This is a genomic window from Vannielia sp. ABF1_015 (assembly GCF_056160745.1).
The window spans coordinates 1371868-1398123 of record NZ_JBSWXT010000001.1 but is presented as its reverse complement, the minus strand read 5'-3'; the positions used below and the strand labels follow the sequence as shown (position 1 = coordinate 1398123).

Genomic DNA, 26256 nt, shown 5'->3' with positions numbered 1-26256 from the left:
AGTGCTGTCGGACGGACCCTTTTCATCGGATCTGCTGGTCGAGGACGAAGTGACCGGGCGTGACCTCGATCATTTCGGCTTCGCGCGGCGGTATGTTGGCCGACACGTCGAAGGGCGGGCGGTCTGGGCGTTTGCGATCCGGGTCGGGGACAGGGATCGCGGCCAGAAGCGAGCGGGTATATGGGTGGCGCGGGTCTGAGAATATCTGCTCTGTCGGGGCCAGCTCGACGATGCGCCCCCGCAGCATCACGGCGACCCGCTGGCAGAGATAGCGCACCATGCTCAGGTCGTGGGCGATGAACAGGTAGGCCAGGCCCATCTGGTCTTGCAGATCCTGAAACAGGTTCACGATCTGGGCCTGGATCGACACGTCGAGCGCGGTGATGGGTTCGTCGGCCACGATGAACGCGGGTTCGAGGGCGATGGCACGGGCGATGTTGATCCGCTGGCGCTGACCGCCGGAAAACTCATGCGGATAACGGCTCATGAATGCCGGATCGAGGCCGACGACCTTGAATAGCTCGGCGACCCTGTCGGTCAGTGCCGAGCCATGCTCCACCTCATGCACCACCAGCGGCTCGGCCACGAAGCGGCCAACCTTCATGCGGGGATTGAGCGCCGAATAGGGATCCTGAAAGATCATCTGCATTTCGCGGCGATAGGGCTTCAGCTCCGTGGGGCTGAGACCGTTCAACTCCTTACCACGGAACCTCACCGATCCGGCGTCCGCCGCCTCAAGGTTCAGCACCGCGCGTCCTATCGTCGATTTGCCCGAGCCGCTTTCGCCGACAAGGCCGAGGGTTTCACCATCGGCAATTTCGAAGCTGACATCGTTGATTGCGTGGATCACGGGCGCGGGCGCGCCGAACAGGCGTTTCTCGCCGCCGAAGCTGCGTTGTAGTTTCTTGACTTCGAGGAGTTGGGTTTCGCTCATTGCTGCCCCTCCTGATGGGTCGCCAACAGGCTGGGAAGATCATACCAGGCGGCGACCATGTGGCCCGGAACATCCCCGACCTCACGCAAAGGCGGCACTTCGCGCCGGCATTGCTCGGTTGCAAACGGGTTGCGTGGCGCAAAGGGGTCGCCCGCGGGCAGATTGGCCATGTTGGGCGGGCTGCCGGGAATTTGGTAGAGGCGGCGCTGGGTGCGTGCGCCTTCGGTTGGTAGCGACTTGAGCAGACCCCAAGTGTAGGCCGAGCGGGGATCGTGAAAGACCGGGCGCACCGGACCACGCTCCATGATGCGCCCACCATACATGACTTGCACGGTATCGGCCAATTCGGCGACCACGCCCATGTCATGGGTTACCCAGATGACAGTGGTGCCGAACTCTTGCTTCAGCTTTCGCACGAGGTCGAGGATCTGGGCCTGCACCGTCACGTCGAGCGCAGTGGTGGCTTCATCCGCGATGAGGAGGCGCGGATTGCAGGCCATGCCAATGGCGATCAGCACCCGCTGGCGCATGCCGCCGGAAAACTCGTGCGGATATTGCGAGAGCCGGGCCTCGGGATGGGGGATGCCGACGATATCGAGCAGTTCGATCATCCGGGCCTTGAGCTTGCTGCCCGTCAGGTCAGTATGGCGCACCAGCACTTCACGCAGCTGGCGGCCTACGGTGAGCACGGGGTTGAGCGAGGACATTGGATCCTGAAAGACCATGCCGATCTGGCCGCCGCGAATTTCGCGCAGTTCCCTGTCGGAGAGGGCCATCAGGTTGCGCCCGTCAAACCACGCCTCCCCGGAGACGATCCGCGCTGGCGGTGAGGGTAAGAGGCCGAGGAGCGCGAGGATGTGGACGGACTTGCCCGAGCCGGACTCTCCGACAATGCCGAGGGTTTCCCCCGCCTCGACGCTGTAGTTCAGGTCGTTGACGGCCTGCACGATCCCGCCCGGGGTTACGAACTCGACGGTCAGGTTGCGGATGTCCAGAAGGGGTGCCACGTCAGACCTCGATGTAGCCGCCACGCGACTTTGTCAGGAACTCGTGGCCGGTTTCGGTGATGAGGATGGTGTCGGAGATCTGGGTCGAGACATCCTGATCGGGGATGCGCAGGTTGGGCTCCAGCGTGAAGAGCATGCCGGGCTCGAGGATCACGTCGGTTTTGCCATCGAGCGAGAAATGCTCATGGGCGCCGATGCCGATGGTGTGGCCGATGCGGCCCGGAATGTTGGCATCGTAGCCTGCCGCGATCAGCCCGCGCTTGGCAGTGTTGTAGAGCTCCGCCAGCGGGGTGCCGGGGGTCATCAGCGGGAGTGTCTCTTCGCGGATCTTGAGGATCGTATCGAGCGCCCGGCGACGTTTTTCCGGCGCTGGCCCGATGGCCACGGTGCGTTCGTTCTCGGCGTGGATGCCATTGGCGATGGCCCAGATGAAGATTGCCACGAACTCGCCCGGCTGCGGCTTGCGGGGAATGGAGTTGTCGCAGTTGCGGAACATCCGGGGGCCGGAGAGCACCCATGTTGACAAGCCGTTGACCATGCCACCCTCGAGCCCGCCGAAATCGGCCACTTCGACCGTCTCGGGCAGCTTGTGGGTCCAATGCTCGTTCATCGCGGCTTGCGAGGCGGTGTGGGCCTCGCGCTCGGTGCCGCCTGCGGCCAGCGCAGCAATCGCGGCCTCCATGCCGAGGTCAGCCATTTGGGCGGCGATGCGGGCGTTGGCGATTTCGTCGGGATCCTTGATGAGCCGACAGCGGTCGATCAGGGCTGAGCTGTCTACCAGTTCTGCACCGGGCATGAGCCCTTCCACGATCTTCCACCGTGTGACCGGAGTGCTGTCGGCTTCCAGCCCGATCCGAGCGCTTTCAAGCCCCTTTTCAGCGAGGATCGCGCCAAGCGCGTCTTGCCAGTTGGGGCCCATCGTCTTGGTGGTGGACCAGACACCGTAGGCGCGCAGGTCGCTCACGAAGCCCTCGTCGCGGCCATGTGCGTCGCGCAGGGCATGGACCAGCAGCGTGGGCTCACCCTCTGCGGGCAGGATCGCGATGACCGGGTGGGAATAGAGGATCGGGTTGAACCCGGACATGTAGAAGGTGTGTTCTGGCTTGAACGACACCAGTACGTCAATCCCTTCGGCGGCCATTGCGGCCTTGAGCCGGGCGATGCGGGGACGGGGAGTATCGGGAGAGAGGCTCATCTGGCGCTCCGTGTCTTGGGGTCAAAGTAATCGCGCAGCCAATCCCCGAAGAGGTTGACGGACAGCACGGTCAGCACGATGGCGAGGCCCGGGAAGGTCACGGCCCACCACGCCGAGGAGAGGTAGACGCGACCATCGGCCAACATCCGACCCCAGGAGGGGGTTGGCGGCTGCACGCCGAGGCCGAGGAAAGAGAGGGCCGAGTCCATGATGATGACGCGGGCCAGTTCGAGCGTGCCCACCACGAGGGCCGGAGTGAGCACGTTGGGCAGGATGTGAAGGAACATGATCCGGCTCGTCGATGCGCCGATGGCGCGGGCCGACTGGACGAACTCGCGCTCGCGCAAGCTGAGCACCTGTGCGCGGATGATCCGGGCGTAGCGGATCCACGAGGTCAGCGCGAGCACCAGCACCACGTTGCGCAGCGAGGGGCCGAGGGCTGCCACCACCAGCAGCGCGAGCAGCATCAGGGGCACGGCAAGCTGGATGTCGACGAGGCGCATCAGCAGGCGGTCGATGATGCCGCCCTTATAGCCTGCGACAATGCCCAGCACAGTGCCCACGATGCCACCCAGAAGCACGGCGGTGGTGGCGACGAGAAGAGTGATGCGCGAGCCGTGGATCAGGCGCGAGAGGATATCACGACCGACCTCATCGGTGCCGAGCGGGTGGGCGCCGGGAGAGAAGAGCCCCTCCCATGTTGGGCCAGCGAGGCGTGCCCGCAGATCGCCGCGCGTCGGGTCTGGCAAGTCAAGGACCGGCGCAAGGAGAGCGATCAGGATGATGCCGACGATCAGGACCGCGCCGACGAGGCCGGCCTTGGAGCGGGAGAGTTCTTTGAGGAAATGTTTCATATCGCGGCTCTTCAGCGGGCCGTGCGGATACGGGGATCGAGCACCCCGTACAGCAGGTCGACAAGGAAATTGATCAGCACGAAGATCGCGGCAATCAGGGTGATACCGGCCTGGATCACGGGGAAGTCTTTGGCCTCGATCGCCTGAATGATCAGCCGCCCTATGCCGGGCCAGGCGAACACCGTCTCCGTCACCACCGAGCCCCCGAGCAGTTCGCCCGTCAAGATCGCGGTCATCGTGACCACCGGGATCAACGCGTTGCGGGCGACGTGCCAGAAGAAGACCGTGGAGCGCAGAAGCCCCTTGGCCTTGGCGGTGCGGATATAGTCCTCCTGAAGGATCTCCAGCATTGACGAACGCAGCAGGCGCGCGATGGAAGCCGAGACGAAGACGGCCAGCGTGAAGGCGGGCAGGATGAGGTGCCAGATCGTGCCGTAGCCGCCGGTGGGCAGCCAGCCGAGGTTTACGGCGAAGAACAGGATCAGCATGATTCCGAGCCAGAACACGGGCGTGGCCTGCCCCAGCAGCGCGACTGCCATGACCAAGAGCTCGATGGCCCGCCCCCGCTTGAGGGCCGCGATGGACCCGGCCAAAGCCCCGATCAGCAGGCCGAGCGCGATGGCGGTAAAGGCGAGCAAAGCGGTGGCCGGCAGGCGCTCGAGCACAACCTGCATCGCATCCCGACCGTGCTGGAAGGAGATGCCGAAATCGCCCTGCACGGCGTTCACGAGGAACTTTCCGTATTGCACAAGGATCGGCAGGTTGAGGCCCAGCTGGGTGCGCAGCGCCTCGATGTCTTCCGGAGTGGCCCCGATGGGAAGCAACAGCGCCGCCGGGTCTCCGAGAACGCGGGTGACGAAGAAGACGATGGTGACGACGCCCCAGACGGCCAGAAGGGACTCGCCAAGGCGACGGAGGATGAAGCCAATCATTGCTGCTCGCCCTTCAGAAAGGCGCGAATGCGGGCGACAACTTCGGTGGTCTTTTCCTGATGGCACGAATGGTTCGCACCCGGCACGAGCCACGCCGTGGCATTGGGGCAAAGCTCTGCGATGAGCTTGGTCTGGCTCGGCGGGCAGACCCAGTCCTTCTCGCCGCAGAAGGCCAGCGTCGGGACCGTCATGCTCTTTAACGCGTCCCGCAGATCATGCTCCTTTTCGCGGAACATCTCGTTGTGGGTCTCGGCGTGGAGATGCATCGTGCGGGTGCGCTCAAGCGCTGCGTTCGGGTCGAATTGCTCGTAGTAGAGCGGTTGAAGGGCGAACCAGATCAGCCGGAACTCGGTGTCATCGGTGATTGTCGTCGAGAACAGCTTGTCGATCATTTCAGGCGAGGCCGACGGCACCTTGTCGATTCGCGCCTTGAAGGTTTCGATCGCCTCGGCCTCGTGGTGGTGGCTCGGCGCAGTGCCGCGCAGGAGCAAATGGCTTAGGTGCTGCTGGTAATGCACCGCGTAGGTGAGAGCGATCATGCCGCCGAAACTGCCGCCTTGAAGGATGATCTTGCCGGTTTCACCGCAGAAGTGGCGACGGAAAGCCTCCACATCATCGGCGTATTGGCGAAAATTCATCGGATAGGCGATCTCGGTCAGGCCACAGCCGCGCTGGTCGAAGGCGATGATCCTGTAGCTATCTGCAAGCGCGCTATAGGCGCCCCATTCGCCGATATGGTCTCCGGCGCCGCGCCCGCCATGCAGCAGGATGATGGTTTCGGCATTGTCTTCGCCGTCGATCCGGTAGCGAAACCGGCAGTCGTTGAGCGTGATGTAGTCTTCGCGGCCTGTCAGGCTCATTTCGCAACCTCCAGCAGGCTCGGCGTTGCGTCTACCCATTCGTCGCCCTGCAACTCGGGGGTGTCATAAGCCTTCAGCCCGGCAAAGTGGCTTTCGACATCTGCGGCGAAGAGTTCGGCAACGATGCCGCGCATCAGCCTGTCGGCACCGGCGGAGATGGCAGGGATGTCGCCCGAGAGCTTGCCGTGGCTCAACATGGCGGCATCGTTGAAGCAGTGGATCCGGGCCAGCATCGGGCAAGTGCCGCGCTCTTTCTCCAGAAATTCGTAGGCATCCCCGAGATAGGGCGCGTCGGTCATGAAGGGTTTGGGCGAGCCCATTGACGGCTCATAGACCCCGTCGCGCCATGTTCGGATATGGGGGGCGAAGCTGGCGAATTCGTCGCGGCCCGTGAAGTCGTTGCGAAACCCTGTTGCCGCGATCACGTAATCGGCTTCGAAGGTTGCGAAGGGGGTTTTGACCAACAGGTGATTGTCGGCCTCGGTAACATCCTCGACCGGGCAGCCGAGATAGGTGCTTGCGTTGGAATGGCGGGTCACACGCAGGGTGGAACTGCGGGGCGGAGGCACCTGCTCGTCGTTAACGTAATCGTTGAAGCGGTATTTCCACGCATCAGGCAGATACCGCATGCCGTGGACGACCCCTTGGCTGCCGATCCCGGTCATCTTGTTGACGCGCGGCATTTCCTTGCGGCGGATCAGCATGTCGACACTAGCGGCCCCGGCTTCGAGCGCGGCGGCGGCATTGTCCATCGCCGAGGCTCCGGCACCGATCACGATGACCCGCTTTGCTCTGAGAGCGTCGAAGTCGATCGTATCGGCGCTGTGGGCCCAGAAGCGCTGGTCTATCTTGGTCAGAAACTCCGGGGTCGCGCCGCCGCCAAGGCCGGAGCGACCGGTTGCCAACACGAGGTGGCGGCAGGTTTCGACGCGGCTGCCGGCAGCATCTTGCAGGGTCACGGCAATCAGCCCTTCCCCGGCGTCCTCTACCAGCGTGACGCGGGTTTCGTTGACCACGGGGAGGGTGAGCACGGCTCGATACCAGCGCAGGTAGTCCATCCACATGCCCTTGGGGATCTTGTCCATCTCCTCAAAGGCGGCCTCGCCCCACTGCGCCTCGAACCAGGCCCGGAATGTCAGGGCGGGCAGGCCAAGGCTGGGGCCTGCAAGGGTTTTGGGCGAGCGCAGGGTTTTCATCTGGGCGAAGGTTTCCCACGGCCCTTCGAACCCTTCGGGCGCGGCGTCGTAGAGAACGATGTTGTCGACGCCCGCCAGCATCAGCCGCGCCGCCCCCGCCAGCCCGCACATGCCTGCGCCGACGAAGATAACGTCGCGAACTGGCTGGCCGTTATGTGTGCGGGGCGGCACCCATGACTTTGAGGGAAGCTCCAGCAGGCTCAGATCCTTGGCGAGGCGGTCTTCGAGGGCTTTGAGCCCCTCTGTGCGGTCGGTCATTTTCAGTCTCACGTCTCGGAAGGGAGGGCACCGTCGATGCGGCGGATGTGCGGGATGAGGTCTTTGAGGGTTTCTTCACAGAGGTCGAAGAAGGTCTGTGTGCTCGCCGTGGCTTCGGCGCCCTCGGCCACGAAGAAACCGAAGGTGAAATCAATTGTTTCGGCCAAGGGCCGCAGGATGACCCCGGGCGGCGTTGCGCCGTAGGCGGTGATCGGCTCCACCACGGCGACGGTGTCGGCCAGCCGCGCCAGTTGCAGTGCCAGCACCGAGGAGTTTGCCCGTATCGTCCGCTCGGGCACGAGGCCCGCAGCATCAAGCGCCTGCCGGATCCGGCCCTGAAGGCGGGTCTGGTCGAGCATGGTTACGACGGTTTCTTCCGCGATCTCGGTGAGCGAAACGGCGCGGCCTTCGGGAAACTCGGCGGCCCGGGCCTCGGCGATTGCAACAACAAGGGGCGCGGAATAGAGGCGCTGGGCGCTCACGCCGGGCACATCCAGCGGAAGCGAGGCGAGGCCGATGCGGGCGTTTCCACTGCGCAGATCCTGCCCGACGGCATTGGGCGTGGCCTGGATCAGTTGGATCTCGCGGGGGCGCTCAAGGGCCGGCCAACGCGCGATGGCCTGTGGCACGAGGCCAGTGCCGAGCGCGTAGGTGGCCGAAATGGTCAGCGGCCGCTCCATCTGGCTGGCGCGGGCCCGCGTGCGAGCTGGGAGGTCATCGAGCATGGCCAGCATCCGCCGCGCCTCTTCTTCGAAGGCGACACCCTCGGGTGTGAGCGAGATGCGCCGGCCTGCCCGTTCGAACAGAGGAAAGCCCAGCCGATTATCGAGATCCTGCAAACAGCGTGTGACTGACGGTTGGGAGCGACCAAGCAGCTCTGCGGCCAAGGTGACCGATCCGGTCTCGGCAACTTTGAGGAAGGTGAGGAAGTCTTTCCTGTTCATGGTAACAGCGAACGTGAATTGATCTTATCAATCAATGCAAAATGTGAATGAATGCGCCATGCCCTCCCAGATCCGAAAATTTGGATGAAAGTTGCCTGTTTTTTGTGCATGTTTGGCGTGTCATTATGCCTAAAACGCAAAAAGGCCCGCCGAGGCGAGCCTTGATGATTCGGATGAGATCAAGAGCGTCAGATTGGTGGCAACGCCAGTTCCCCGCCGTCGAGAAAGGTCTCCAGCGCCAATTTCCAGGGCGCAAGGTCGAACCCCTGAGCCTTGAGCCAGTCCTGATTGTAGTAAGTATCGGTGTAGCGCTGGCCACTGTCGCAGATGATCGACACGAGCGAGCCCTTGCGGCCTTCCTTCAACATTTGCGCGGCGGTCCAGCACAGGCCGAAGAAGTTTGTGCCGGTGGAGCCGCCAACCCGGCGGAAGATCCTTTCGGACAACACCTGCATCGCCGCGATTGAGGCGACATCGGGGATGCGGATCATGTGGTCGATCACCTCCGGCAGAAACGAGGGCTCCACCCGTGGCCGGCCGATGCCTTCAATGCGGGAGCCTTGGGCGCAGGTGGCCATGCGGTCGCCGGTTTTGTAGCAGTCGTAGAAGGCTGAATGCTCGACATCCACGACACAGAGGCGGGTGGCAAGGTTGCGATAGCGGATATAGCGCCCGATGGTGGCCGAGGTGCCGCCGGTGCCCGCGCTCATGATCACCCATTCCGGAACCGGCTGCGGCTCCCTCTCCATCTGGGCGAAGATGCTTTCGGCGATGTTGTTGTTGCCGCGCCAGTCTGTCGCGCGCTCGGCGAAGGTGAACTGATCCAGATAGTGGCCGCCGGTCTGCTCGGCGACGGATTGCGCCTCGGCATAGACAGCGGCTGCGCTATCGACAAAGTGGCACTTGCCGCCGAACCGCTCAATCTCGGAGACCTTCTGTGGCGAGGTGCTGCGCGGCATGACGGCGATAAAGGGCAGGTTGAGAAGTTTGGCGAAATAGGCCTCGGATACGGCGGTGGAGCCGGAAGAGGCCTCGACCAGCGTGGTGCCTTGCCGGATATGGCCGTTGCAGATGCCGTAGAGCACCAGAGAACGCGCGAGACGATGCTTGAGGCTTCCGGTTGGATGGGTGCTTTCGTCCTTGAGGTAGATCGAGATGCCCTCCAGCCCGGAGAACACAGGCTTGATGAGGTGGGTATCTGCCGAGCGGTGCGCATCGCCCTGAAGAAGCGTCAGGGCGCGGCAGGCCCAGTCTCGTTCAGGGCAGTCCGGCAAGGGCGGTAGGGCGCGGCAATCGGTGGGGTGCGGAACCATCTCAGCAGCCAATCACGGCTTCGACCTCGACCATCGCCCCTTTCGGCAGGGCAGAGACCTCATAGCAGGCGCGCGCCGGGAAAGGTGCGCTGAAGGCTTCGGCATATACCGCATTGACGGCCTCGAACCCGGAGAGGTCGGTGAGCAGGATCGTCGTTTTAACGGTGCGCGACATGTCGGTGCCTGCGGCCACCGCGATTGCCGCGATATTGGCGAGGCATTGGCGCATCTGGGCGACCGCATCTTCGCCCGCAAAGGCACCGGTTGCCGGGTCGATCGGGAGTTGGCCGGAAACAAAGAGCAGGTCGCCAATCCGCATCGCCTGACTATAGGGGCCGATGGCTGCGGGGGCGTCAGGAGTTTCGACAGGGGTCATGTTGGTTGTCTTTCAGCTGGAGTGACCGAGCGGGTGCATGAGCCGGTTGGCCCATCCAAAGATTGCGATGGCGTGGATCAGATCCTGAATTTCCGCATCGTCCATTCCGGCGTCACGGAGGGCGGCGATGTGGGACTGGTCGGCGCGCGGCGGTGTTGCCGTAAGCGCCTCGGCAAAGTTGAAGATCGCGGTATCACGTGGCCCAAGAGCATCGCGCCGGCCGGCGTAGAGCGCGGATGTCACGCCGGGGTCGGTGAGATTGGCGTGCTGGCGGGCGTGCACATTGGCGCAGTATTGGCACCCGTTGATGAGGGATGCGGCGAGGGCCCCCAACTCGCGATCTGCACGCGGCAGCCCGCCCTCGGCATACATGATCGCGTTGAAGAGCTCCGTGCGCGCGACGTAGCTGTCGGGGTCATGGACCAGCGTCCGGACATAGGCGGAGACCTTCTTGGCCGAAGGGGTCACCTTCATCGCCTCCAGCTGACGCGGAGTGGCATCGGCGACCTCGACCGGGGGCAGATGCGGGGTCCAGGTGAGCGGCTTCAGCTTGATTTGCGGTATTGCACTGCTCATTCGCCTGACTCCGCCAGAAGGGACAGCCCATGCACGATGCGGATCTGGTAGCACACCTGTGCCAGCAACTCCGACAGGGCGATGATCTGGGGCACCGAGAACCCGGCCTGCTGCAACTGCTGTAATTCCTCTGCCGAGGCTTTAGACGGCATTGCGGCAATCATGTCGGCGTATCGCGCAAGCGTTGCCAAGGCGGCATCGGTGGGTTCATCTCCCTCTGCCAAGGCCGCAAGCGCGGGGTCTTCCGGGCATGGGTAGCCGTCAACCACCCGCTCGTTCCCGCCGGTCGCGGCGACGCGGCGTGCGATGGCCGCTCGCAACGCAGGGCTGAGGCCAAGATCATCCTGCGGGTCGAGCACCGAAGCGCGGCACGCCTCGCTGCCATCAACGAATGCCGGGCGGCGGTTGCGCAATTCTTTCAACGTCTCGGCGCCGGAGGCTCCAAGGGCCAGGTCAATCGCGTCTTTTGAAGTCATGGTTGCTCTTTCCGCATGGCCCGTGTCCAGCGCGCGTGTTAATAATTCGCTGAGCGCATAGTGGTGCGCTTCATATGCTAAATGTAGAACATTGAGGCCGCAGTATGTCAAACCGAAATAGTGACGCCTTCGACATTCAGGATTTGAAGGTCTTTGCCGCCGTGGTCGCGAACGGGTCGATGACCGCTGCGGCCGGGCAGTTGCAGGTGGGCCAACCTGCCGTTACGCGCACGATCAAAGACCTTGAGGCCGCTGTCGGGTTTTCGCTGTTTGAGCGCAACGGGCCGCGCATCTCTCCGACCGTGAAGGGGCTCAAGTTTTTTGAGGACGCGCAACAGGTGCTGGCGTCGTTTCGGCAGGTTTCAACGCGCGCCGCGGCCCTGCGGGAGGAAAGCCTGCAATCGCTCACCTTGGCGGCCACCCCGGCCATGGCCGCAGGAATTGTGCCGGCGATCCTGCATGGATTGGCCGAGTTGATGCCGCCGAGCGTTGGCATACCGACGATGGATGCCGAGCACCTTGCCCATGCGCTGGACAGTGGTGCGGCCGACTATGGCCTTTGTTCCAAACCGCTCGCACACGCAAACCTCGAGTGTCTTTGCACTGCAACGTCATCGCTGGTGGCGATCTTGCCGCCCGGTGCCGAGGCCGCCCCGCTGGACCTTGCCCGCCTCAAGACAACGCGCCTTCTGACGGTTGGCAACAGCTATCGGATCAAGCACGCCATCACCGCGGCCTTGGCCAAGGAAGGGATCGAGCCGCAGAGCGAGTTGACCACCAACAGTTCGCTGAACGCAATCGTCGCAGCACGCGCCGGGCTTGGCATCGCGATTGTCGATCCCGTATCGGCCTATGGCATCGGGGTGTCGGGGGCAGATGTTGTTTCGCTTCAGACGGAGATTCCCTACGCGTGGGGGCTTTTCCGGAGAGCTGGGGGGCATCCTTCTGAACTGGAAATGCCACTGCGCCAGAGTTTTCGCGACGCTTCGACCCGTCTGAATGCGATCTGCGAGGCGTAGGCGATCGTTGCCGCGCGACAAGCGGCAATGCCAACGCGTGCCGGTTTGCCAGCCTATTCAGAAAGCCGACGCTGCAAGAAGTCTTCGACAATTGCGTTGAAGCGTTCTGAGCACTCCCAGGGCAATGCGTGGCCTGCGCCTTCAATGGTGAAGAACTCATGGTCCGGCACATGATCCGCCCAGAGCCGCATGAGGGGGGGCGGCGAGAGCATGTCGGCGCAGCCCGCAAGTATCAGCGTCGGCGCGGAGATGGTGGCGAGCTTGGCGAAGGTGTTGGGCTCCCTCAGCGGCTGGAGTACCCCGCCGCCCTGTGCCCGGGCACGATGTTCGATTTCGAGCCAGCGCTTTACGCCCTCGGGTTGGGTCAGCCGGTAGCTCGGGCTTATTTCGAGGTATTGGTGGTTGTCTTCCGTCAGCCAAGGCACCTTCAGGGCCGTGATCGCCGCCTGCACCGCAGGCTCACTGAGGCGCCCGTTGGAAGCTGCAACCACCAGCGCCCGCACGCGCGCCGGCTTCCAAGCTGTGTAGTCGAGCGCATGAAAGCCACCGCCCGCGACCGAGACCAGCACGACCTCGCCGAGCCGAAGATGTGCCAACAGCGCTTCCAGATCCTCCGAGAGGCTGCCGGGCTGTGGCCCAGTCTCGGGCTTGGGAAGGCTTCCGCCCAGCCCTCGGCGATCCAGCCCGACAACCCGCCATCCCCGCGCGGCAAAGTGGTCAAACTGCGGCTCCCAGCTCTCTGTCGTGCCTGTGTTCGCGTGGAGAAACACCATGACAGGCCCGCTGCCGCCGCTATCACGATAGGACAGACGGGCACCCGGCACCGAGACAAACTGCTCCGGGTAGGTGACATCGAACGCTCTCATGGCTTTCGCTCCATGGCAAATATCTCGCCAAGCGTGCCGTAATCGAGATACCCAAGGCGCGACAACGGGCGGGCCCGGTCAAGCTCTACCCTCCCGTCGACGATTAGCGCGTCATCTATGTAGACGCTCACCACCTGCCCGAGGATCATGCTGCTGGGGGTCTTTTGGCCGTCACGGTCGTGCACCGGAACCGTCTCCAGATACACGCACTCGAGCGCCACCGGCGATGCCGCCACGCGCGGCGGCTTCACGGCACGCGAAGGCGCCATTTCCAGCCCGAGCAGCGCCGGTTCGCCCTGCTCCGCCGGGATAGTGGCCGCCGAGTCGTTGACCGCCTCTCGCAGGTCATAGGTGGCCAGGTTTGCCACGAAGTCGCCGCCGCCCTCTGTGAAGGCCTGACTGTGTTTGCGGCCTGCGCTCGAGAACATGAGGATCGGGGGCCGCACTGAAACCGCGTTGAAGAAACTATAGGGCGCGAGGTTCACCACGCCCTCTTCATTGAGGCTGGAGATCCAGCCGACCGGGCGCGGCGAGACGAGGGCGAGGAAGGGGTCATGCGGGAGGCCATGGTCTTTGAGGATAGGATCGTAGTGCATGGCTCAAGTTGCTCCCGACCGGGACTCTTTTGGCGCAAGAGCCGCGCGTCGGCGCGCCAGCATCGGCCCGACGACCGCCAGCGCGAGCAGGACAACGCAGATCACGAGGAGCACGGCGCTGATCGGACGCTCGATAAAGATCGCCGGATCGCCCCGCGACACGAGGAGCGAACGGCGGAAATGCACCTCCATCAGCGGCCCCAGCACGAAGCCAAGGATGAGCGGCGCGGCTGGAAGGGAAAGCTGGCGCATTGCGTAGCCCAGAATGCCGAAGCCAACCATCATCCAGACCTCGAAGGAACTGGAGTTGACCGAGAATACCCCGAGACAGCAGAAGGCCAGCACACTGGGATACATGTAGTGATAGGGGATCTTCAGCAGCCGGATCCAGAGCCCGACGAGCGGGATGTTCAGGACGAGGAGCATCAGGTTTCCGACCCAGAAGCTCATGATCAGGCCCCAGAACAGGTCTGGGTGATCGGTAATGAGCAGCGGGCCGGGTGTGATGCCGTGGATGATGAGGACGCCGAGGATGATCGCCATTGAGGCGCTGCCGGGAATTCCCAGCGTCAGCGTCGGAATGAATGCTGTTTGATCAGCCGCATTGTTGGCGCTTTCTGGGCCGACGACCCCTTCGATCGCGCCTTTGCCAAACTCGTCCTTTCGGCGCGAGAGGCGCTGCTCGGTCAGATAGGACATGAAGGCGGCGATCAGCCCGCCGGTGCCCGGCAGGGTGCCAAAGAAGGAGCCAATCGCTGACCCCCGCCCGATTGCACCGGCCGAGCGCCTCAGGTCGGTGCGGCCCGGCAGCATGGAGCGAAAGCCGACCCGCCCTTGCGTTACAGCGTTGACGCCAAGCCGGGTGATCGACCCGGCGATCTCGGCAACGCCAAACAGGCCCATGGCGAGGATGACGAGGCTCAGCCCGTCTGAAAGCTCAGGGATTCCAAACGACATCCGCGCGATGCCCGAGTTTGTATCGAGCCCGACCAGCCCCAGCAAAATGCCGAAGGCGACCATCGCCAGTGACTTGGCCGCCGACCCCGAGGCCATGGTTGAAGCCGCCACGAGCCCCATCAGCATCAGCGAAAAATACTCCGGCGCGGCAAAACTGAGCCCCAGCCGCGAAATCGCCGGTGCGGCGAAGGTCATCAGCAGGATACCGACGCTGCCGCCGATGAAGGAGGCAATGGCTGTCATGAAGAGCGCCACGCCGGCCCTGCCCTGTTTGGCCATCGCGTGGCCGTCCGCCACGGTGGCCACGTTTGCGGGCGTGCCCGGCAGGCCGAGAAGCACCGAGGCGATGGAGCCGCCATAGGTGGTGCCATAGTAGATGCCTGCCAGCATCACGATGCCCGAGGTGGGATCGAGATAATACGTGAAGGGAAACAGCAGCGAGAGCGAAATCAGGGTGCCGATTCCGGGGATGACGCCGAGAAGTGTTCCGAGAAACACCCCGATCAGGCAATACATCAGCGTTTCAGGAGAAAAGGCCGTTGCGAGGCCCATGACCATGTTGTCGAAGGTGGAATTCATCGGTGTGGTCCGGTGTTTGCGGCGCGGGCCATATCAGAACGGCCAGCGCACGAGCGGGGCGGAGATGCCGAGGACTTCACCGAAGAGCCCCGCCGCCGCGAGAGAGAGCCCCGCGCCCAAGAGGCAGATCTTTCCCAGATGGGTGCCCTTGCGGGCGAGGCCGCTCACCAGCGTGAGGCAAAAGACGGCGGGCATGATGCCCAAGGGTTCGATCAAGACCGCGAATGTGACGAGGCTGGCCAGCACCGCGAGCAACGGTCGCAGCTCGACTTCGGGCAATTGGCCGCCTCGCATCAGCGATATGACAATTTGAAAAAGCCCGCAGAATGCCATGAAGGCACCGACGAGGAGCGGAAAGACGGCTGGCCCGACATTCCGGGCCGTTCCGATTGGATATGAGGCGTAACAGTAGCCCGCTATTGCACTCCCGGCGACCAGAATGAAAAGGCCGGCGATGACGTCGGTGGTCAAGAAGCGTTGCAAGGCATCCTCCCGATGCAGGGTTTGCAAGCGGGCGGACGGGCCGCGGGGCCCGACCGCCGACTTGCTCGAGGGCTTACTGGAGCGCGCCGATGCCAAGCTCTTCGAGAAGAGCTTTGAAGCGCGGCACATCGTTTTCCATGTGCTCACGAAGCGGGTCCGGCCCGGAGAACAGCAATGTAAGACCAGCCTTCTCGCCCCTTTCCAGTGCGTCGCCTTCGGTGATCGAGGCTTGGAGGGCCGCTTGGATCTTGTCCCGCACGTCTGCCGGGAAGCCCTTGGCACCGACGAAGCCAAACCAATTGACCGAGGTAAAGCCGGGCACGGTTTCTGACAAGGTTGGCACATCGGGCAGCGCAGGGTGCCGTTCGGCGGAGGCGACGGCGATGATGCGGCCCTGCCCGCTCGCCTGCAGATTGCGCGCCGATGTCAGGCTGGTGAAGGTCATGTCGACCTCACCGGCGAGCATGCCGGCATTCGCGGCGGAGACGCCGCCATAGGGAATGTGGGTCATGGTGAAACCGGCTTCGCGCTGCAGGCGCTCACTGGTCAGATGGTTGCCGCTGCCGATGCCGCCGCTCCCGAAGGCCAGCAGGTCGGGATCTGCCTTGGCGGCTTCGATCACGTCCTCGATCGAGGTCAGATCACTATCGGCCGGCACCGAGATGGCGACCGGGATCTCGGCGACGAGGCTGATTGGCTCGAGGTCTTCCAGCGGGTTTCCGATTGTGTCGGGATAAAGCACCGGCGCGATTGTTGCCGCGGAGCTGATGAGCAGCATCGTGTAGCCATCGGCGGGCTCGCTGAGCAAGGCTTGCGTCCCGATGGTGCCACCGGCGCCCGCCTTGTGCTCGAGCACAAATGTCCCGCCGGTTGCTTCCTGCAACACGTCGGCTGCGATCCGGTTGGGGATATCGACCATTCCGCCCGGTGTTGCCGGAACAATGAGTGTGACTGGCTTTTCGTTGGGCCATGCCGTTTGGGCATGAGCCGCGCCTGTGACTGCGGCCATAGCGAGCAGCCCCGCAGCAATGTGCCCAAGGCCGGCGCGCCCGAGCGAACCAAGCTGATTCCGTTTCATTCCATCCTCCCAAGAATTAAAAACATAGCTATATGATACTATCTACCCATAACTTCACAAGCGCCTGAGACTAACTTAAGGTTAGGCGGGGTGCCGCATTGCTTGGGCATGGAAAGACGATGCAGCGCAATGGAACAGCATCGGTGGGCTTGACGGATCAGAGCAGCACTCATCCGTGAAAAGCCGGCTGCGGAGGGGCCGCGGGTAGCTGGTGGGATAGCTCCGGCGGCCCCGGTTGGTTTACAGGCCGGTCAGGAGCGCGTTGCGCTTTTCGGTCCAGGCCTCGGCAAAAGCCTCATCGCTCAGGCTGCTGTTGGAAGAGAGCGAGGCCCATGCGTCTTGCAGCGCGTTCAGCTGCTCAGTCTGGGCCGCGTTCCATGCGTCCAACTCGTCGGTCCAGACGCCCCGTTCACCGAGGTAGCTCACGGCGCCTTCGTGGAAGGGGGCGTCGATCGGCGCTGTTCCGGAAAGCTCCAGCTTCCATTGCGGCATGATCGCTGTGGCCGACTCGAAATCCGGGTAGACCTTGTCGATGGCCGCGAGCGTGGCCCGAACCACGGCCGGATCGGCATCGGCATAGACTGTCATGATCGGGTAACGGTAGGCGGCGAGGTTGACGCCATCCCCGCCCGAAATGCCAGCCCCCACCGTCTCGCGGTAGGGCGCGAAGATCGGGATGACCTTGTTCATGGCCTCCCAGATCTTGCTGTCATCCGGGTCCAGCTCGATCCATGAAATGCCCCTGCTGGAGCTTTCAAGCTCGTAGAGCACGGAAGCGGTGCTGCCAGCGAGCACGGCGTCGGCCAGACCCTCCTGAAGCGAGCGGAGCGCCGCCCCGAAACTCGGGAAATCGACGATGTCTACATCTTCGCGCGTCAGGCCGCCCCCGGCGAGCATCGCGTCTGCCTTGATGATGGCCGAGGGGTTGCCCACGGTATAGGCGATGCGCTTGCCGCGCAGGTCTTCGAGCGTCTTGATGCCGCTCTCCTTGGTTACCGCGAAGGCCGTTGTGGCCGGTCGGCCGATCACGGCGCGCATATCCTGCGGCCCCCAGTCCCGCGCGGCAAACTCGTAGAGGCCGCGGGTTGCGAAATAGACTTCATTGGCCAGAAAGCCCGCGTTGGCGATGCCACGCTTCAGCGGCATGATGCGGCCAAGCGCGGTGGCCGAGGGTTGCAGGCGGATGCGTGTTCCGTAGGCCGAGCCCATCGCATCGGCGATGGCGGAGGCTTCGACATAGCCGGAGGAGCCCAGATCGTAGGTGCTCCACACGAGGGTATCCGGCAGCGCATCGGATTGGGCCAGGGCCGGGGCCGAGAGAAGCGGGGCCATGCCCGCCATTGCGCCGAGTTTGAGGGCCGACCTGCGGCTGTAGGTGTTCATCTGATTCTTCCTCCCATTGAATTGATTGTCTTGCGGGCCGCTTTGGCCCTGACGTGGACAGGGCCGCGCCTCAGAGCGGCACCATCACCGTTTCTTCCAGCACGAAGGTGCGGACCTGACCGAGAAAGAGCGACCCATCGCGGAACCACGCCTTTGCTTCTGGCGAGGCGACCATGCGGCGGCGTGCTTCAAGGTCGTGCACCCAGCTCTCGGCAAATCCATCGACCGGGCCGTCGAGCGGCAGGGTTGGGATATCGGCGCGCTCTTCTGTCGAGACCTGATCTGACAGCACGAAGCCCTGAAGCTCGGGCACGCCCTTTGCCATTTCGGCATGAGTCTGCGTCCAGTGGTTGTGGAATGCCTCGTCACTGTGCTCCGCCTTTTTGCGAATGACGGAGAGGGCCTTGAAGCGCGGGCGCGGGTCGGAGGCGACCGGGATCACGGTTTGCTCGCGGGTGACGAACATGCGGATGCCGCCGATGATCTGACCGCCGTCGCGGTGCCATGCGCTGCCTTCGGGGGAGGCCGCCGCTGCGGCGCGGGCTTCGGCGTCATCATACCAGGTTTGTGCGATGCCATCGAATTCCGGAAAATCCAGAGCGGGCACATCGGCGCGGCTGTGGTCCTGCGCGACGACAGAGATGGTGTATCCTCTGAGGCCAGGAACCTTGTGGCACATCGGGGCGTGCACGTTGCGCCAGTGGTCCAGAAACTCGGCCCGCGACAGGCCCGGTTTTCGTGCCAGAAAGGAAATTGACTTAATCACAAGAGCGGCCTCCTCATTCCGGGCGGAACTATAGAGCTACTTTATTAACTCATGTGACCAAGCGTCGGTTTGCTCCCCCTGACGTATCGTCAGGCTCCTGCGTGTGGCGATAGCGCGCCTCCCCTGCCCCGCGCAGGCAAGGCGCGTTTGCGTGGGCGGCGATTGCGCCGGCCTTTTGCGGAGGGCCTAGGGCGGCGGGTCGCCTATGAGCAGCAGGCCGTCTGCGACCAATGCGGGGCGGGCGTTGTCTTGGATCTCGATGGTTGAGGTTATTGCCAGCTGCGTGCCCTGACCGCGCCGTGTGGCGGCGGTGATGGTTTGGGTTAGTCGCACGTGGCTGCCCACCGGGACGGGCGCGGTGAAGCGGACACGGTCGTAGCCGTAATTGAGCCCTGCGCCCCGGCGTTCGATCTTGAAGAGCTGGCGTTGCAGGCGGGGGATGAGGGAGATCAGGAAGAGGCCGTGGGCGATGGTCTTGCCGCCCGGCTGTTCGCGGGCGGCGCGGGCGACATCAACGTGGATCCAGTGGTCATCGCCGGTGAGGTCGGCGAAGGCGTCTATCTGCGGCTGGGTGATCTCCATCCACGCGGTCGCGCCAAGCGGCTTGCCGGTGTGATGGGCCAGATCCATCGCGGTTTCTACTGTGACCATCCCGCTTGTCCTCCTGATCAGACTGCCCGACACAGGGCAATGAGTGAATAAATCATAATTACAATTTTTATCTTGCACAAGCGGGCCGACTCGTCGCAGGTATGAGCAACTGTTGCAGAAGGGAGGCTGCGGATGGCCGGAGCTTTGGGTCATATCAAGGTGCTGGATTTCAGCCGTGTCTTTGCTGGCCCGTGGGCCGCCCAGATGCTGGCCGACTTCGGGGCCGACGTTATCAAGGTGGAGCATGTGAAGGGCGGCGACGATGTGCGCCGCATGGGCGTGCCGCACCTTGGCCCCGACGGGGAATCGACCGGCGAGACCTCTTCTTTCCTTGCGATGAACCGGGGCAAGCGCTCGATCGGGCTGGACCTGAAGCACCCCGAGGGCCAGAGGCTGGCGAAGGCGCTGATTGCCGAAGCCGATGTGCTGATCGAGAACTTCAAGACCGGCAATCTTGCCCGCTTCGGGCTGGACTATGCCGCCGTGGCCGAGATCAACCCGAAGCTGGTTTACTGCTCGATCACCGGCTTTGGCCAGACCGGCCCGATGGCGCATCTGCCGGGGTATGACCCGATCTTTCAGGCGATGAGCGGGCTTTTGAGCATGACCGGCACCGCCGATGGCCTGCCCGGTGCGGGGCCTGCGCTGGTGGGCTACTCGATTTCCGACATCACCGCCGGGCAATACGCGGTTTCGGCCATTCTCGCGGCGCTCAACCACCGCGATGCGGTTTCGGGCGAGGGCCAGTTTATCGACATCGCGCTGCTCGACACGCAGATCCACGCCGCCTCGCATATGGCGATGAACTACCTCTCTTCGGGCAAGCTGCCGCGCCGCAATGGCACGGCCTCGCAGATCACCTGCCCGTGGCAGGCCTTCGACTGCGCCGACCGGCCGATCATGATTGCCATTGGCAATGATCCGCAGTTTGCCCGCTTTTGCGACTATCTGGGGCTGGAGGGTGTGGCCGAAGACCCCCGATTTGCCACCAACCTGGCCCGCGTCACCAATGCCGACGTGCTGGTGCCGATGATCGCCGAGAAGCTCGCCGAAAAGCAGGCCGATAGCTGCTACGCGGAGTTGGAGGCCATTGGCATCCCCGCCGGGCCGCTCAACAGCTTTGAAGACGTGTTTGCGATGGAGCAGGTGCAGGAGCGCGGGTTGCTGAAGGCGCTCGACCACCCGCGCGCGGGGCGGGTGCGCTACGTGGGCAACCCGGTGCGCTTTTCTGCTTCGAGCACGCCCGATGGCCGCCACCCGCCGCTTCATGCGGAGCACACCGACGAGGTGCTGCGCGAAATGGGGCTTGGCGCGGATGAGGTGGCCGCGCTGCGCGATGCGGGCGCGGTAAAGTAGGACGCTGGGGATGGATGGAACGATGAGCGAAGAGTGGGTTGAGAACGCCCGGATGATCGTGGAGAGCGCGCGGGCGATTGTGCCTGCCGATGGCGCGTTGGACCGGGTGCGCAAGGCGCGGTTTGACGGGCCGGGCTATGACCGCGCGGTGATGGCCGAGGCGGGCGCGTTGGGGCTGTTCCTGATGCGCGTGGGCGAGGAGGCCGGAGGGCTGGGCCTTGGCATGCGCGAGACCTGCGAATTGGCCCGGGTGCTGGGCGGCGGGCTGCTGCCCGAGCCGGTGCTGCCCGCGATCATGGCCGGTGCGCTGCTTCAGGAGAACATGCCGGAAGAAGCGATGACCGGTGCACAGGTGATGACCTGGGCCTGGCAGGATGCCGTGGGCAGCCTGACTTGGCAGGGCGGTGCCGAAGGTGGCCAGCTAAAGGGCCGCAAATGCGCCGTTCAGGGGGCTTCCGGGGCCGATCTGATTGCGGTGCTCACGGGTGATGGTGTGGCGGTGCTACCGCGCGAGGCCGCCACGATCGAGGCGGCGGACACGCTGGATGGTGGCCAGCTCTGCACGATCACCTTCGAGGCGGATGCCGCGCTTTTTCCCTGCCCCTCGGCGCAGGCGGTGATCGAGGACGCGACGCTGGCCCATGCGGCCTATCTGCTGGGCCTCTCGGAGCGGGCCTTGGAGATCACGCTCGATTACCTACGCGTGCGCAAACAGTTTGACCGGCCAATCGGGAGCTTCCAATCGCTTCAGCACCGGGCGACCGAGATGAAGGTGAGCCTTGAGCTGTCGCGGGCGGCGATCTTTGCCACGGCCCGGAGGTTTGACACCGGGGCCGATGCGCTCACCCGGGCGCGAGGCGCGGCGCGGGTCAAGCTGCGGGCGGCGGAACTGGCGATGCATGTTGCGCGCGAGGCGGTGCAGATGCACGGCGCAATGGGGATTACGGACGAGGCCGATGTGGGGCTGTTCGTGCGCAAGGCGATGAGCGAGGCCAATCTGTTTGGCGCACCGCGCGGGCTGCGTGCGCTGCTGGCACACATGCTCGACGAGGACGAGGAGAAGGCCGCATGAAAGACCTGCCCGATTTCAACGCGATGAGTGATGCCGAGTTTCGTGCGGTGGCCCGTGACTTTGTGGAAACCAACTACCCCGATATTCCGCGCTATGCGCTGAGCCGCCTGCATTGGGAGGAGGTCAAGCCGTGGTATCTGGTGCTCTCCGAGCATGGCTGGATTTGCCCGACATGGCCGCGCGAGCATGGCGGCATGGGGCTGACGGCGGGCAAGCACCTGATCCTGATCGAGGAATTTGAGCGCTATGGCGCTGCCCGGGTCAACGATATCGGCCCGGTCATGCTGGGCCCGCTGCTGCTCAAATACGGCACCGAGGCGCAGAAGGAGGAATTCCTGCCCAAGATCCTCTCGGGCGAGCATATCTGGGCGCAGGGCTACAGCGAGCCCGGCGCGGGCTCGGACCTTGCTGCGGTGCGCTGCGAGGCGGTGCTGGATGGCGACGAGTGGGTGATCAACGGGCAGAAGACGTGGTGCACCCTCGGGATGGATGCCAACTGGATTTTCATCCTCGCCCGCACCGACAAGACGGTGAAGAAGCAAGCCGGGATCAGCTTTTTGCTGGTGCCGATGGATGCCCCCGGAGTCACCACCCGCAACATCGAGAACCTCGAACGCGAGGCGGAGTTTTGCGAGGTGTTCTTTGACGACGTGCGCGTGCCTGCCGATCACATTGTTGGCGGCGTGAATGAGGGCTGGACGGCGGCCAAGGCCCTGCTTGGGCACGAGCGGGTGTTTATCGGAGCGCCGCGCCTTTCGGCTGCTGCGATGACCCGGCTGAAACGCATCGCGCAGCGGGCCGGTGTTTGGCACGATCCGGTGTTTCGGGATCGCTACGTGGCCCTGCAGTGCGATGTGGCCGACCTTGGCGATCTGTTTGAGACCTATGTGGACATGCTGCGGGACGGACGGCCCATTGGGGCGGACGTGGCGATGTTGAAGATCTTCCAGAGCGAGCTTTACCAGCGGATCTCGGAGTTGATGATGGAGGTTGCGGGCGAGGAGGCCGGGCTGGCGCATCCGCCCGAGGGCGACCGGCAGCTGCACGCCGCCGCGACCTATCTGTCGGCCCGCCCCACCACCATTTTTGGCGGCTCGACCGAGATCATGCGGAACATGCTCGCCAAGGCGATTCTCGAACTGCCGAGTTGAGCGCCTCGCAAGGGTCTGAAAACCCCAATAAAACAATAAAAGTATAAAATTGACTTTTACAAAGTCGCTCCCCTAAGATGGTGGGCGAGACACCACCGTGGCGCGATCACCGTGCGATAAGTTTCCGGAGCAATGGGAGGAAATAACTTGCTGCGATCCAACTTCTTGAAGGCAACGGCCATGTCCGTTGCGCTCTTTGCGGGCCAGGCCCTGACGGCGCAGGACAGCGCGCTGCCAAAGACCATGGTCTGGACATCCTACGACCTTGGCTCGACCGGCTATGTGGAAGCCTCGGCGATGGCCGATGCGCTCGACAAGAAATTCGGCGCTACCGTGCGGATCACGCCTTCGGGCACCGGCATTGGCCGCCTGCTGCCGCTCAAGACCAAGCGCGCGAACTTCGGCTTCATGGGCAATGAGATTCTGTTTGCCGCCGAAGCCAGCTATGAGTTTGCCGCCAAGGACTGGGGCCCGCAGGACACCCGCGTACTGCTTGGTCGCCCTGCCGCCGTGGGCCTCATCACCGGGCTCGATACCGAGATCCAGACGGTTGCCGATGTGCGCGGCAAGAAGGTTGGCTATGTGCAGGCGAACCCGTCCATCGACATGAACATCGCGGCCGAACTGGCGTTTGGCGGGCTGACCAAGGATGACATCGAGGCTGTGACCTACCCGGGCTACGGCGCGATGGTGCAGGGCTTCATTGCAGGCGAGATCGACGTTGTCACCGTGACCCCCACCGTGGCCGCGCTGCGCGAGGCTGAAGGCGGGCGCGGTGTGCGTTGGCTGGACATGCCGGGCTCGGACGAAGAGGGCTGGGCAAGGGTGCGTGAGAGCGCGCCGGTGTTCTCGCCCACCCAGATGACCGTTGGCGTCAGCATCTCCGAGGATGATCCGGCGGACCTGCTGGGCTATCGCTACCCGCAGCTCGCCACCTATGCCGATGTCAGCGATGACGAGGTTTATGCCCTGATCAAGGCGCTCGACGAGAGCTATGACCTGTTCAAAGACGGCAACCAGGTGATGAACCGCTGGAACCTCGAAGATGCCGGCACCTCCCCTGCCGGTGCGCCCTTCCACCCCGGTGCGATCAAGTATCTGCGCGAGAAGGGTGTGTGGGACGCGGAAGACGACGCGTGGAACGAGGCGCGGCTGGCTGAGCTGGAGAAGATCAAGGCTGCATGGCCCGAAGCGCTGGCCAAGGCCGATGCCGAGGGTGTCTCCGACGAGGACTGGCCCGCCTATTGGGAGGCCTACAAGGCCGAGATGCTCAACTGAGCCACTCGGGCACCCCTGCCCCAGACCGGGGTGCCCGATGACGGCGGCGGCGCGAAAGCCTGTCTTTCGCGCTGCCCACCCCTCTTTAGGGCCGCGCTTACGCCCCTGATTTCCGGACCCAACCATGCAAACAGCAGATACACCCATCGCCGCCCCCGCCCCGAAGCTCTGGTCGCAACCGGAGCAGCGCCTTTCGGGTGCGGCGTGGTTTGTGACCTTCGTTCTGTCGGCGGTAGGTCTGGCGATCATCGTCAACCAGATCTTCAACCTGCAGACGCTGGGCTTTCGGCCGATCAGCACCTCCTATTATTACATCATCGTTGGCCTGTTCATGCCGGTGGCCTTCTTGGCGAACCCGGCGCGGGAGGCCGATGCGGCGCGGGTGCGCTGGTATGACTGGGCGCTTTCGGCGCTGGCCTTTGGCATTTGCCTGTATTTCGCCGCGCATACCGACGAGATCCTGAACCGTGGCTGGGAATACGTGGCCCCCACCCCCGTGACCTTCATGGCGGGCGGGCTTGTGCTGCTGTCGCTCGAAGCGGTGCGCCGTTGCGCCGGTATGCCGCTGTTCATCATCTGCGCCATCTTTGCCGCCTTCCCGCTCTATACCGGCTATCTCCCCGGCTTTCTCTGGGGCGTGCAGCTGAGCCTGCCCGAAACCGTGCTCAGCCATTCGCTTGGCGTGGAGAGCATCATTGGCATCCCGATCCGGGTGATCGCCGACCTGCTGATTGGCTTCATCGTGTTTGGCGTGGCGCTCACCGTGTCGGGCGGCGGGGTGTTCTTCATGGACCTCGCCTCGGCGCTGATGGGCCATGCACGGGGCGGCCCGGCCAAGGTGGCGATCCTGTCGTCGGGCTTCTTTGGCTCGCTTTCGGGCAGTGTTATCTCCAACGTCATCTCCACCGGCGCGATGACCATCCCGACCATGAAGAAATGCGGCTACCCGCCGGCCTATGCGGGCGCGGTGGAAAGCTGTGCCTCGACCGGCGGTGCCTTGATGCCCCCGGTCATGGGGTCGGTGGCCTTTGTCATGGCCTCCTTCATGGGCGTGCCCTATGCGGACATCATGGTGGCCGCCGCCGTGCCTGCGCTGCTGTTCTACCTTGTGCTGCTGATCCAGACCGACTGCTACGCCGCCAAGAACGGGCTCAAGGGCCTGCCGCGCGACCAACTGCCGAAGCTCCTGCTGGTGCTGCGTTCCGGCTGGGTCTTTCTGATCAGCCTCGTTGCGCTTGTGGTGATGCTGCTAGCCACCAACGCCGAGGCCAAGGCCCCGTTTTATGTGACCATCCTGCTGCTTGTCACCGCGCTGATCCGGGCCCGCAAGGACAACGTGCTGGAGCCGGTGCTGCGGCTGGTGATGGAGACGGGCGCGACCATCGGGATGCTGGTGGGCGTGCTGGCGGGCGTTGGCATGGTTGTCGGCGCGCTGGCGATCACCGGGGTGGGCAACGCCTTTTCGCGCGAGCTGCTGCAATACGCGGGCGGCAACCCTTACCTGCTGCTGCTTTTCGGCGCGTTCACCTCCTTCATCCTCGGGATGGGGATGACGGTTTCGGCCTGTTACATCTTTCTGGCTGTGGTGCTCGCCCCCGCGCTGGTGCAGGGGGGCTTCAGCCAGATGGCGAGCCACCTGTTTATCCTGTACTGGGCGATGCTCTCTTACATCACGCCGCCGGTGGCGATGGCGGCTGTGGCGGCCTCGTCCATTGCCAAGGCTCCGGCGATGCGCACGGGCGTTACCGCCATGCGGCTTGGCGCGATCCTCTTTGTGTTGCCGTTCCTCTTTGTGTTGAACCCCAGCCTGATCCTGCAGGGCGACTGGCCGGATATCATCCGTTCGGTCTCTACCGCGATCCTGTCGATCCTGATGCTGGCTGCGGCCTCGGAGCGCTGGCTTTACCTCTTGAACCGCCGCGCGAAGGGCTGGGAGGCGTTGGTTTTGCTGGCGGGCGGCCTTTGCCTGCTGGTGCCGGAGCGGATGTCTGACCTTGCCGGGCTTGGCGCGCTCGCGCTGGTCTATGGCGTTGGCTACGCCACCCGCCCGCGCAGCCTGAAGGCGGGCGAGTCCGGATGACCGATTACACCCGCATTCAA

General features: G+C 63.9%; 26 protein-coding genes. 6 read left to right on the top strand and 20 right to left on the bottom strand.

All coding sequences use genetic code 11. The annotated features are described in order from the left end of the window. Positions 1-22 precede the first annotated feature (22 nt). The 12 genes from ACXAG6_RS07005 to ACXAG6_RS06950 all read right to left on the bottom strand — a co-directional run bounded on the left by ACXAG6_RS07005 (position 23) and on the right by ACXAG6_RS06950 (position 10921). Positions 23-934 carry an ABC transporter ATP-binding protein gene (locus tag ACXAG6_RS07005; RefSeq protein ID WP_475336424.1) on the bottom strand — a complete coding sequence of 304 codons (912 nt, stop codon included), beginning with the start codon at positions 932-934 and terminating at the stop codon, positions 23-25. Next, positions 931-1941, bottom strand: a complete 1011-nt coding sequence (locus tag ACXAG6_RS07000) for an ABC transporter ATP-binding protein (RefSeq protein WP_475336422.1) — start codon at positions 1939-1941, stop codon at positions 931-933. Before ACXAG6_RS07000 ends, ACXAG6_RS07005 begins: the two co-directional genes overlap by 4 nt. Position 1942: 1 nt before the next feature. Continuing rightward, entirely contained in the window at positions 1943-3136 is a 1194-nt protein-coding gene (locus ACXAG6_RS06995; RefSeq protein ID WP_475336420.1) for a M24 family metallopeptidase, read from the bottom strand. Beyond that, entirely contained in the window at positions 3133-3990 is an 858-nt protein-coding gene (locus ACXAG6_RS06990) for an ABC transporter permease (RefSeq protein ID WP_475336418.1), read from the bottom strand. The genes ACXAG6_RS06995 and ACXAG6_RS06990 overlap by 4 nt, the downstream gene beginning before the upstream one ends. Positions 3991-4001: 11 nt before the next feature. Beyond that, positions 4002-4922, bottom strand: a complete 921-nt coding sequence (locus ACXAG6_RS06985) for an ABC transporter permease (RefSeq protein WP_475336417.1) — start codon at positions 4920-4922, stop codon at positions 4002-4004. Continuing rightward, on the bottom strand, positions 4919-5782 hold the full coding sequence (locus ACXAG6_RS06980) for an alpha/beta fold hydrolase (RefSeq protein WP_475336415.1): 864 nt from the start codon (positions 5780-5782) through the stop codon (positions 4919-4921). Before ACXAG6_RS06980 ends, ACXAG6_RS06985 begins: the two co-directional genes overlap by 4 nt. Further along, positions 5779-7236 (bottom strand): NAD(P)-binding domain-containing protein, encoded by a 1458-nt coding sequence (locus tag ACXAG6_RS06975; RefSeq protein WP_475336413.1) that lies wholly within the window; start codon positions 7234-7236, stop codon positions 5779-5781. Before ACXAG6_RS06975 ends, ACXAG6_RS06980 begins: the two co-directional genes overlap by 4 nt. An 8-nt stretch (positions 7237-7244) precedes the next feature. Next, on the bottom strand, positions 7245-8180 hold the full coding sequence (locus ACXAG6_RS06970; RefSeq protein WP_475336411.1) for a LysR family transcriptional regulator: 936 nt from the start codon (positions 8178-8180) through the stop codon (positions 7245-7247). A 188-nt stretch (positions 8181-8368) separates the two neighbouring features. After that, positions 8369-9505 (bottom strand): PLP-dependent cysteine synthase family protein, encoded by a 1137-nt coding sequence (locus ACXAG6_RS06965; RefSeq protein WP_475336410.1) that lies wholly within the window; start codon positions 9503-9505, stop codon positions 8369-8371. Next, entirely contained in the window at positions 9495-9869 is a 375-nt protein-coding gene (locus ACXAG6_RS06960) for a Rid family detoxifying hydrolase (protein WP_475336408.1), read from the bottom strand. The genes ACXAG6_RS06965 and ACXAG6_RS06960 overlap by 11 nt, the downstream gene beginning before the upstream one ends. A gap of 12 nt (positions 9870-9881) precedes the next feature. Continuing rightward, positions 9882-10445: a peroxidase-related enzyme gene (locus tag ACXAG6_RS06955; RefSeq protein WP_475336406.1), complete on the bottom strand. Its 564-nt coding sequence runs from the start codon at positions 10443-10445 to the stop codon at positions 9882-9884. Then, complete coding sequence (locus ACXAG6_RS06950) at positions 10442-10921, bottom strand: esterase (RefSeq protein WP_475336403.1); 480 nt, start codon at positions 10919-10921, stop codon at positions 10442-10444. Before ACXAG6_RS06950 ends, ACXAG6_RS06955 begins: the two co-directional genes overlap by 4 nt. A 104-nt stretch (positions 10922-11025) precedes the next feature. On the opposite strand from ACXAG6_RS06950, the gene ACXAG6_RS06945 reads away from it, so the two are divergent. Beyond that, entirely contained in the window at positions 11026-11940 is a 915-nt protein-coding gene (locus ACXAG6_RS06945) for a LysR family transcriptional regulator (RefSeq protein ID WP_475336401.1), read from the top strand. A gap of 53 nt (positions 11941-11993) precedes the next feature. Here ACXAG6_RS06945 and ACXAG6_RS06940 read toward each other — a convergent pair whose 3' ends face one another. The 8 genes from ACXAG6_RS06940 to ACXAG6_RS06905 all read right to left on the bottom strand — a co-directional run bounded on the left by ACXAG6_RS06940 (position 11994) and on the right by ACXAG6_RS06905 (position 19299). After that, positions 11994-12806 (bottom strand): alpha/beta fold hydrolase, encoded by an 813-nt coding sequence (locus ACXAG6_RS06940; RefSeq protein ID WP_475336399.1) that lies wholly within the window; start codon positions 12804-12806, stop codon positions 11994-11996. Then, positions 12803-13402, bottom strand: a complete 600-nt coding sequence (locus ACXAG6_RS06935) for a flavin reductase family protein (RefSeq protein ID WP_475336396.1) — start codon at positions 13400-13402, stop codon at positions 12803-12805. Before ACXAG6_RS06935 ends, ACXAG6_RS06940 begins: the two co-directional genes overlap by 4 nt. Positions 13403-13405: 3 nt before the next feature. Continuing rightward, entirely contained in the window at positions 13406-14938 is a 1533-nt protein-coding gene (locus tag ACXAG6_RS06930) for a tripartite tricarboxylate transporter permease (protein WP_475336394.1), read from the bottom strand. A gap of 33 nt (positions 14939-14971) precedes the next feature. Beyond that, positions 14972-15550 carry a tripartite tricarboxylate transporter TctB family protein gene (locus tag ACXAG6_RS06925; protein ID WP_475337934.1) on the bottom strand — a complete coding sequence of 193 codons (579 nt, stop codon included), beginning with the start codon at positions 15548-15550 and terminating at the stop codon, positions 14972-14974. Next, a complete protein-coding gene (locus ACXAG6_RS06920) occupies positions 15495-16340 on the bottom strand; it encodes a tripartite tricarboxylate transporter substrate binding protein (protein ID WP_475336392.1) in 846 nt (281 codons plus the stop codon). Before ACXAG6_RS06920 ends, ACXAG6_RS06925 begins: the two co-directional genes overlap by 56 nt. A 399-nt stretch (positions 16341-16739) precedes the next feature. Continuing rightward, complete coding sequence (locus tag ACXAG6_RS06915) at positions 16740-17882, bottom strand: TAXI family TRAP transporter solute-binding subunit (RefSeq protein WP_475336390.1); 1143 nt, start codon at positions 17880-17882, stop codon at positions 16740-16742. A gap of 70 nt (positions 17883-17952) precedes the next feature. Continuing rightward, positions 17953-18648, bottom strand: a complete 696-nt coding sequence (locus tag ACXAG6_RS06910) for an EthD domain-containing protein (protein ID WP_475336387.1) — start codon at positions 18646-18648, stop codon at positions 17953-17955. Between the two features lie 186 nt (positions 18649-18834). Then, complete coding sequence (locus ACXAG6_RS06905; protein ID WP_475336385.1) at positions 18835-19299, bottom strand: MaoC family dehydratase; 465 nt, start codon at positions 19297-19299, stop codon at positions 18835-18837. Between the two features lie 132 nt (positions 19300-19431). On the opposite strand from ACXAG6_RS06905, the gene ACXAG6_RS06900 reads away from it, so the two are divergent. The 5 genes from ACXAG6_RS06900 to ACXAG6_RS06880 all read left to right on the top strand — a co-directional run bounded on the left by ACXAG6_RS06900 (position 19432) and on the right by ACXAG6_RS06880 (position 26236). Beyond that, positions 19432-20655, top strand: coding sequence for a CaiB/BaiF CoA transferase family protein (locus ACXAG6_RS06900; protein ID WP_475336383.1), 1224 nt, complete (start codon positions 19432-19434; stop codon positions 20653-20655). Positions 20656-20665: 10 nt separating this feature from the next. Further along, positions 20666-21727, top strand: coding sequence for an acyl-CoA dehydrogenase family protein (locus tag ACXAG6_RS06895; RefSeq protein ID WP_475336381.1), 1062 nt, complete (start codon positions 20666-20668; stop codon positions 21725-21727). Continuing rightward, positions 21724-22878: an acyl-CoA dehydrogenase family protein gene (locus tag ACXAG6_RS06890; protein ID WP_475336379.1), complete on the top strand. Its 1155-nt coding sequence runs from the start codon at positions 21724-21726 to the stop codon at positions 22876-22878. The genes ACXAG6_RS06895 and ACXAG6_RS06890 overlap by 4 nt, the downstream gene beginning before the upstream one ends. Positions 22879-23058: 180 nt before the next feature. Further along, positions 23059-24156 (top strand): TAXI family TRAP transporter solute-binding subunit, encoded by a 1098-nt coding sequence (locus tag ACXAG6_RS06885; protein ID WP_475336376.1) that lies wholly within the window; start codon positions 23059-23061, stop codon positions 24154-24156. Between the two features lie 124 nt (positions 24157-24280). Further along, positions 24281-26236, top strand: a complete 1956-nt coding sequence (locus ACXAG6_RS06880) for a TRAP transporter permease (protein WP_475336374.1) — start codon at positions 24281-24283, stop codon at positions 26234-26236. The last annotated feature ends 20 nt before the right edge of the window (positions 26237-26256 follow it).